Source organism: Streptomyces sp. NPDC056480, from assembly GCF_042795405.1.
Classification (GTDB): Bacteria; Actinomycetota; Actinomycetes; order Streptomycetales; family Streptomycetaceae; genus Streptomyces.
Map to the genome: position 1 here is coordinate 188,353 of NZ_JBHTSA010000002.1, position 9,394 is coordinate 197,746.

At 74.7% G+C, this 9,394-nt stretch carries 2 protein-coding genes; both read right to left on the minus strand.

All coding sequences use genetic code 11. From position 1 onward, the window contains the following. Positions 1-74: 74 nt before the first annotated feature. Entirely contained in the window at positions 75-7,295 is a 7,221-nt protein-coding gene (locus ACFQ79_RS02360; protein WP_383578949.1) for an amino acid adenylation domain-containing protein, read from the minus strand. A 20-nt stretch (positions 7,296-7,315) separates the two neighbouring features. Next, positions 7,316-9,394: condensation domain-containing protein (locus ACFQ79_RS02365; RefSeq protein WP_383578942.1), on the minus strand; the 2,079-nt coding region annotated here is incomplete at its 5' end.

The following is a 9,394-nucleotide window of genomic DNA, read 5'->3' on the forward strand; positions in this document are numbered from 1 at the left end:
TGAATTACCCATGGGCTTGCCGGGGCGGCGGCCCACGGGCCGCCGCCGGCTTCGGAGTTCCGAACGGGCCTCCGTCACACCCGAGGTGACGGGCCGTCCGTCACTGCCCGCAGCGCCCCGTCCAGGAGCGGACCGATCTCCTGCAGAGCCTCCGGCGCCATCAGCTCGTCATGACCGCGGTCGAGGACGTGCTCGGTGAGGACCCCGTCCACGTACGCGGGCCACACCAGCCCCGGCGTCTCCCCGGCCGGAGTCGTCCGCGCGGCCGTGAAGAACAGGACGTCGCCGCGGAAGCGCCGGGTGCGGCTGCGGGAGAGGAGCCGTACACAGTGCACGTTGGTCTCCACGACCGCGTGCAGCAGTGCGTCGTCGAAGCCGGCGAGCAGGCCCTGGCTGTCCCGGATCGCGGCCACGGCCTCCTCGCGGGAGACGGCCCCCCGCCCGCCGGCCTCCGTGCCGAGTCCCGCCACGGAGAGCAGGAAGCCGTTCTCCTCCTGTTCGAGCCGCTCGCGCCACTCCGGACCGTCGAGGTACGACCAGTCGTCCCGCTCCGGCGGGTAGGCGTCGAGGAGCGCGAGGAACGCGACCTCCTCACCACGCTCCTGGAGCATCGCCGCGAGGGTGTGCGCCACCGTCCCGCCGAAGGAGTACCCGGCGAAGTGGTACGGCCCCCGGGGCTGCACCCCGCGGATCTCCGTCAGGTACCGCTCGCACAGCTCCGCGACGTCCGCCGCGTCCGGCAGCTCCCCGGCGAGACCGGGGGACTGGACGCCGTACACCGGCCGGTCCGCGTCGAGATGACGCAGCAGGCCCGTGTACTGCCAGCTGAACCCGGAGGCCGGGTGGAAGCAGAACAGGGGTGCCCTGGAGCCCCGCTCCCGCAGCGGGAGCAGCACCCGCAGCGCGTCGCGGCGCGAGTCCGACCCGATCCGGGCCGCCACGTCCGCGACCGTCGGCGCCGACATGACCGTGCCCACCTGGACGGGGACGCCCAGCTCGTCGCGGATGCGGCCGACGAGCCGCATCGCGAGCAGCGAGTGCCCGCCCAGCTCGAAGAAGTTGTCCTCGACGCCGACCCGCTCCAGGCCGAGCACCTCCGCGAAGATCCCGCACAGCAGCTCCTCGCGGGCGTCCTTCGGCGGCCGCCCGACGCCCGCGTCCGCGAACACCGGGGCGGGCAGCGCGACACGGTCCACCTTTCCGTTCACGGTCAGGGGCAGCGCGGGCAGCTCGACGAACGCCGACGGGACCATGAACTCCGGCAGGGTCGTGGCCAGTCGGGTCCGCAGCGCGGCCGTGACGGCCTCCGGGTCCGTACGGTCCGCCTCCGAGGCCGGCACCGTGTACGCCACGAGCCGCTTCACCCCGTTCGCTCCCGTGTGCACGACCACCGCGGCGGCTGCCACCTCGGGCGCGGCGGCGAGCGCCGACTCGATCTCGCCCAGCTCGATCCGGAATCCACGGATCTTGACCTGGTGGTCCGCCCGGCCCAGGTAGTCGATCCCGTCGTCCTCGCGCCAGCGCACGAGGTCGCCGGTGCGGTACATCAGCGTGCCCGGCGCGCCGAACGGATCGGCGACGAACCGCTCCGCCGTCAGCGCCGGCCGCCCGAAGTAGCCGCGCGCGAGACCCGCACCCGCGAGGTACAGCTCGCCCGGCACCCCGCGCGGCACCGGCCGCAGCGCGCCGTCGAGCACGTACGCCCGGGTGTTGTGGATCGGCCTGCCCACGCAGGAGGTGGCACTGCCGCCGACGTCGGCCCCGAGGGCGTTGATCGTGTACTCCGTGGGCCCGTACAGGTTGTAGCCCATCGTGCCCTCGGTCTCCGCGATCAGCGACCACAGCGAGTCGGGCACCGCCTCGCCGCCGAGCAGCACCAGCGCGGGACGGTGCCGCCCCTCGTCCAGAAGGCCCGCGTCGACCAGCTGCTGACCGTACGAGGGGGTGACGTTGACGACGTCGATGCCGACCCGGTCGTAGTGCGCGGTCAGCGCCGCCGGGTCGAGCCGCAGCTCCTCGCCGATGACGTGCACCTCGTGCCCGTCGACCAGCCAGAAGAACTCCTCCCACGACATGTCGAACGCGAACGACACGGTGTGCGCGACCCGCATCCGGCGCCCGCCCGCCAGCTTCACCGCGGGCTCGAAGATCCGCTCCCGGTGGTTCAGCAGCATGTTGACCAGACCCGAGCCCGGCACGACCACCCCCTTGGGGCGGCCCGTCGAACCCGAGGTGTAGATCAGGTACGCCGGATGCCGGCCGTCGCGCGGAGCCGACAGCTCCTCCTCCGCCACCGGCCCGCCCGGCAGCGAGGCCAGCTCCGCGACCGTCGCCGGGTCGTCGAGGACCAGCGGCGGCACGCCCGCCACCACCGGCACGCGCCCCGACACGGCCGAACTCGTGACCAGGCACAGCGGGCCCGCGTCCTCGACCATCGCGGCCAGCCGGTCCACCGGGTGGTCCAGGTCGAGCGGCAGATACGCCGCCCCCGCCTTGAGCACCGCGAACAGCGCGACCACGAACTCCGCCGAGCGCGGCAGCCCCAGGGCCACCGTCCGCTCCGGGCCGGCGCCACGCCCGAGCAGCGCGCGGGCCAGCCGGTTCGCCCGCTCGTCCAGCTCCGCGTAGCTCAGCCGCTCGTCCCCGAAGACGAGCGCCGTGGCGTCCGGAGCCAGCGCGGCCTGCTCGGCGAACAGCTCGATGAACGACACGTCCGGCAGCGCGTGCCCCGTGTCGTCGCCGAGCGCGAGGAGCCCGGCGCGCTCGGCGCTCTCCAGGGTGCGCAGCCGGCCGACCGGCGTCGCGCCGCCCGCCGCGAACTGCTCGACGAGCAGCCGCAGCCGGCCCGCCAGCTCCTCCGCCGTCCCCCGGTCGTACAGGTCGGGACGGTAGGCCAGGCTGAGTTCGAGCGAGCGGTCGGGCGTGACGGCGAGGGTCAGCGGATAATGCGTGCCGTCCACGCTGTGCGTCCAGCCGATCTGGTGCCGCTCCACGGCCTCCTCGCGGGCCGTGTCGTCCAGGGGCGTGTTCCGGAACACGTACAGCGTGTCGAAGAGCTGCCCGACCCCGGCGGCCTGCTGGATCCGGCCCAGGCCCAGGTAGTGATGGGGCAGCAGCTCCGCGTGCTCGCCCTGCGTCCGGACCAGCAGCTCGCGCAGCGTCTCCGAGGGACGCAGCGTCACCCGGAACGGCAGCGTGTTCATGAACATGCCGATCATCTGGTCGACCCCCGGCACCTCCGCCGGACGCCCCGAGACCGTCGCGCCGAACACCACGTCGTCCCGCCCGGTCATCCCGGACAGGGACAGCGCCCACGCCGCCGAGAGCACCGTGTTCAGGGTGACGCCGCAGCCCCGGGCGAACGCCCGCAGCCGGTCGCTGGTCTCCTCGCCGAGCGCGATGTCCACGACCTCGGCGGTCACCGGCTGACGCGCCGGATCCGCCGGCGCCACCAGCGTCGCCTGGTCCAGGCCCGACAGATGGTTCCGCCAGGCGGTCAGCGCCGCCTCCGTGTCCGTGCCGGCGAGCCACCGCAGATACGCGCGGTACGGAGTGACCGGCGGCAGCACCTCGGCGCGACCGCCCGCCCCGTACAGCTGGAACAGCTCCTCGAAGAAGAGCGACTCCGACCAGCCGTCGGTGAGGATGTGGTGCTGCGTCACACAGAGCATCCACCGGTCCTCGGCGCACTTCAGCAGGGTCACCCGCATCAGCGGCGGCGCCGACAGGTCGAACCGCGTCGCCGCGTCCTCCAGCGAGAACGCCCGCTGCGCCTCGTCCTGACCCGCCCGGTCCAGATCCGTCAGATCCCTTACGTCCCAGGGCAGCTCCCACGCGGCGGGCACCACCTGCACCGGACCCGCCAGGCCCTCGTGCCAGAACGCCGAGCGCAGGTTCGGGTGCCGCCGCAGCATCGCGTCGAACGCGGCGCGCAGCGCGGCCGTGTCCACCGCGTGCCGCAGCTCCACGAAGTTCTGCATCAGATACACGTCGAGCGCGCGGTCGTCGTACTGCGCGTGGAAGTACAGCCCCTCCTGGAGCGGCGCCAGCGGCAGCACCTCCCCGGCCCCCGGGAACACCCGGCCGAGGAGCGCACGCCCGGCCTCGTCCAGCTCCACCAGCGGCCCGTCCGCGTCCGCGACGGTCCGCGCCGACGCCTGCTCCTCCGGCGTGCGCGCCGCGACCGCGAGCCCCGCCACCGTCCGCTGCTCGAACACATCGCGCGGGGTGAGGACCAGGCCCTCCTTGCGGGCCCGCGTCACCAGCCGGATCGACACGATGCTGTCGCCGCCCAGGGCGAAGAAGTCGTCGTCCACCCCGACCGAGCGCAGCCCGAGCACCTCGGTGAACACCCGGCACAGGGCCTCCTCCCGCTCCCCGCTCGGGGCCCGTGACGCGGGCGTGGCGCCGAGGACGGGCGCGGGCAGCGCGGCCCGGTCCAGCTTGCCGTTCACGTTGAACGGCAGCGCGTCGAGCACCACCACCGCGGCCGGAACCATGTAGTCGGGCAGTACCCCGGCCAGCTCCGCGCGGACCGCGGCCGGCTCCGCGGAACCGGTCACATAGCCGACGAGCCGCTTCACTCCGGGCGTGTCCTCGCGGACCACGACCGCCGCCGCGTCGACCCCGGCCACCGCCGCGAGCGCCGACTCCACCTCACCCGGCTCGATCCGGAAACCGCGGATCTTCACCTGGTCGTCGGCACGGCCCAGATACTCCAGCTCGCCGTCCGCCCGCAGCCGCGCCAGGTCGCCCGTGCGGTACATCCGCGTCCCCGGCGGCCCGAACGGGTCGGCCACGAACCGCTCGGCGGTCAGCGCGAACCGGCCCAGATAGCCGCGCGCCGTGCCGTGCCCCGCGAGGTACAGCTCGCCCGTCGTTCCGGCGGGCACCGGCCGCAGCGCCGCGTCCAGGAGGTACGCGCGCGTGTTGCCGATCGGCCGCCCCACCACCGGGGTGGCGCTGTCGGCCAGGTCGGCCGCGAGCGCGTCCACCGTGTACTCGGTCGGGCCGTAGAGGTTCACCGACATGACCCCGCTCGCCGCCCGCACCGCGGACCACAGCGCCTCGGGCACCGCCTCGCCGCCGAGCAGCAGCAGCGCCGGACGGTGCCGGGCCGGATCGAGCAGACCCCAGTCGAGCAGCCCGAGCGCGTACGTCGGGGTGACGTCCATCGTGTCCACCCGGTGCTCCCGCACATACCCGACGACGAACTCGGCATCCCTGCGGCCCACCTCGTCGAGCACGTGCAGCTCGTGCCCGGCCACCAGCCAGAACAGCTGCTCCCACGAGGTGTCGAAGCTGAACGAGGCCGTGTGCAGCGCCCGCAGGGTCCGTCCGCCGGTCGCGTCGACCACGGGGCCGAAGACCTCGGCGACGTGGTTGGCGTACAGGTTGGACAGACCGCCGTGGGTGAGGACCACGCCCTTGGGGCGCCCGGTCGAACCCGAGGTGTAGATGACGTACGCCGGGTGCCCGTCCGCGATCCCGGGCGCCGCGAACTCCGCCGGGAAGGCGCCGAGCGCGGCGGCCGTCTCCGGGGCGTCGAGCACGATCCGCTCCGGACCGTCCCCGGCCGGCGGCAGCAGCGGCACCGCCCGTGCGGTGGTGAGCACGAACGCCGGATCCGCGTCCTCGATCATCAGACCCAGCCGGTCCGCCGGGTAGTCCAGGTCCAGCGGCAGATAGGCGCCTCCCGCCTTGAGCACGGCCAGGATCGCCACCACCGTCTCCGCCGAACGCGGCACGGCGAGCGCCACCACGGACTCCGGCCCCACCCCGCGCGCCGCGAGGAGCCCCGCGAGCCGCGCGGCCCGCCCGTCGAGCTCGGCGAAGGTCAGCGAGGACTCCCCGCAGACCACCGCCGTCGCCTCCGGCGTCCGCGCCGCCCGCTCGGTGAACACATCCGCCACCGTGCCACCGGGCACGTCCCGGACCGTCCCCGGCCAGCTGCTCCGGACCCGCTCCAGCTCCGCGGCCGGCAGCAGTTCGAGCGCGCCGACCGCCGTACCGGGCTCGGCCGCGATCCGGTCCAGAACGTGCGCGAGCCGGTCCGCGACGAGCCCCGCCGCCCGTGCGTCGAACACGTCCGGCCGGTACTCGAGCCGCAGCTCCGCCCGCTCGTCCAGCGACACCGCGAGGGTCAGCGGGTAGTGCGTGGCGTCCTCCGCCTCGACACCCGTCACGCGCACCCCGGCCGCGACCGTCTCGCGCGCCGACGGGTCCACCGGGTAGTTCTCGATCACGACGAGCGTGTCGAACAGCTCGCCGCCGCCGGCCTGCCCCTGGATCAGCCGCAGCCCCAGGTGGTGGTGGGCGAGGAGGGCGTTCTGCTCGTCACGGAAGCGGCGGACCAGCCCCTCCACGGACTCCTCGGGCCGGGTGGCGAGCCGCACCGGAACCGTCGTGATGAACAGGCCGAGCATCGACTCGACCCCCGGTATCTCGTCCGGACGGCCCGACACCGTCAGACCGAACACCACGTCCCGGCGCCCCGTCAGACCGCCGAGCAGCAGCCCCCACGCGCACTGGATCAGCGTGCTCGGCGTCGTACCGAGCCGCCGCGCCGCCGCCGTCAGCCGGTCCGTGGCGGCCGCCGACAGCTCCAGGGCGTGCACCCCCGGCCGCACCGGCGCCCGCGCCGGGTCCGGCGCCGCGACCAGCGATGCCTCCTCGACCCCGGAGAGCGCCGACCGCCAGGCCGCCTCCGCCGCCGGCGTGTCCTGCTCCTTCAGCCACTTCAGGTACGCGCGGTACGGGCGTACCGCCGGAAGTCCCGAAGCGTCCCCGTCGGCCGCGTACAGCGCGAGCAGGTCACCCACGAGCAGCGGCATCGACCAGCCGTCGACCAGGATGTGATGGACCGTGATCACCAGCCGGTGGTCCTCGTCGGCCAGGCGAGCGAGGACCAGCCGCAGCAGCGGCGGCCGGTGCAGCGCGAACCGCCGCGCCAGCTCGGCCCGCCGCAGCCCGGCGAGCCGCTCCCCGGCCGAGGCGCCCGTCAGCGGCGCGCCGTCGGCGCCCCTCGCCCCCGGCTCCGACAGATCGACCCGCTCGACCCCGAACGTCACCTCCGCCGGCACGAACTGCACCGGCTGGGGAACCCCCTCGTGCCAGAAACCGGCCCGCAGGTTGGGGTGCCGGCGCAGCAGCGCCACCGCCGCCCGCTCCAGGCGCCCCGCGTCCACCGGCCCGGCCAGACCGACCGACACCTGCACGGTGTACACGTCGGCGCCCTCACCGTCGTAGACGGAGTGAAACAGCATGCCCTGCTGCAGGGGGGACAGCGGCAGCATGTCCTCGATACGAGCCTGCGTCACTGCTGGGCCCTCCACATCTCTTCGAGCATGGTGATCTGGTTCTGGTCGAGGTCGAGCAGGTCGAGGTCGGACGGCGTGTGACCGGCGGACGAACCGCCGGCCGCCCAGGCGGCGAGCAGGTCGAGGGCGGCGAGCCAGCCGTCCGTCAGCTCGCCCACGGTGTTCTGGGAGACGGCCCCGCCCGCCCAGACGAAGGTGGCGGCGAGCTCGGGACCGTCCGGGCCGTTCTCGACCTCCGCGTCGACCGCCAGCGGATGGGAGAGCGGCATGTCCGGATCCGGCCGTACGGCGAGCGCGTCGGCCTCCGCCGCCGGACCCCACACGGACTGGGTCCGCGCGGTCTGCCGGCCGAGGTAATTCCACAGGATCTCGGGGCCGGCCCCCCGCTCGAACAGCCCTGCCGTGGCCGCGTTCGCGTACCGCAGCAGCCCCGCACCGATCCCGCCGTCCGGAACGCCCCGGACCCGCTCCTTGATCTCCTTCAGGGCCGCCCCCGCGTCCTGCGCCCCGGCGGCGACGGCGGCCGGGTCGTAACCGTCGGCGGTGAGCCGCAGCGGGTAGACGCTGGTCAGCCAGCCGACCGTCCGCGTCAGATCGGCGCCGGGCACGAGATCCTGCTCCCGCCCGTGCCCCTCCAGATCCACGGTCAGCCCGTCCGCCGGGCGCCCCGCCCGCGCCGCCCAGTCACCCACGGCCAGCGCGAGCGCGGTGAGCAGCGTGTCGTTGACCGTGCCGTGGAAGGCCTGCGGCACCGACGACAGGAGCGGCTCGGTCCGTTCGGCCGAAAGCCGGACGGTCAGCCGCCTGGCCGTCGCCACCGTGTCCCGCGCCGGGTCCAGGGGCCGATCGGTCAGCAGCCGCGCCCCCGGCGCCGCCGCCTCCAGCCACCGGTCCAACTCGGCCGCCCGCCGCCCGCCGTGCGCCTCGGAGAGCAGCCCCGCCGTCCAGGTGCGCAGCGCGGTCGGCACGGGTTCGAGCGCGGGCGCCTTCCCTGCCGACGCGGCCTCCCAGGCCGCCCGCAGGTCCGGCAGCAGGATCTGCCAGGACACCTCGTCCACCACCAGGTGGTGGGCGACGAGCAGCAGCCTGCCCGGTTCACCGGGCCCGGCGTCGAGGTGCACGGCCCGCACGGTGGCCCCGGACTCCGGGTCCAGCTCGCCGGCGGCGCCGTCCGACACGCGGCCGACCAGCTCCCGCAGCGCCCCGGTGGTGAGCCCGGACGCGTCGACGGTACGCAGCACCGAGGCGGCCGGCACGGAACCGGCCGGGGCCACCTCCGCGCTCCACACTCCGGGCCGCGACACGGTCAGCACCTGCCGGAGCCCGTCGTGGAGGTCGAGCACCGCCTGAAGAGCGGTCACGAGATCGGAGCGCCGGACCCCGGCGGGCACCAGGACCAGACGGGCCTGGCAGAACCGGCGGAACGGGCCGCCGCGCTCGGCGAACCACCGTGCCACCGGAGGCAGGACGAGCGGCCCCACCCCCTGCTCGGCGGGGCGCACGGCGACCGTGGCGTCCGCCGTCGGCGCGGCGACGGCGGCCAGCCCGGCGGGCGTCGGGTGCTGGAACACCTGGCGGGCCGTCACCTTGAGCCCCGCCTTGCGGGCCCGGCTCACGAACCGGATGGAGACGATGCTGTCGCCGCCCAGCTCGAAGAAGTTGTCCTCAGGACCCACCGCGGGCAGCCCGAGGACCTCGGCCATCAGCCGGGCCAGCAGCTCCGCCGGACCCTCGCCGGACACCGGTCCCGCGACGGGCGCCACGACCGGGGCGGGTGCGGTGACCCGGGGCTCCGGCGGTGCGGGGAGCGCGCGGCGGTCGAGCTTGCCGTTGGGGGAGAGGGGGATCGCGGGGATCTCCATGAAGACGCTCGGCACCATGTACTCGGGCAGCTGAGTCGTGGCGTGCGCCCGCAGCGCGTCCGGATCGAAGGACGCACCCGCCGCGGGGACCGCGTACGCCACGAGCCTGCGGCTCCCCGGCCGGTCCTCGCGGATGACGGTGACGGTGCGCTGGATGCCTGGTGTGGTGGTGAGGACGGTGTCGATCTCGCCGAGTTCGATGCGGAAGCCGCG

Coding starts and splice junctions, on each gene's coding strand:
- ACFQ79_RS02360 (WP_383578949.1), bottom strand. CDS start 7,295: ATGCTGCCGCTGTCCCCCCTGCAGCAGGGCATGCTGTTTCACTCCGTC.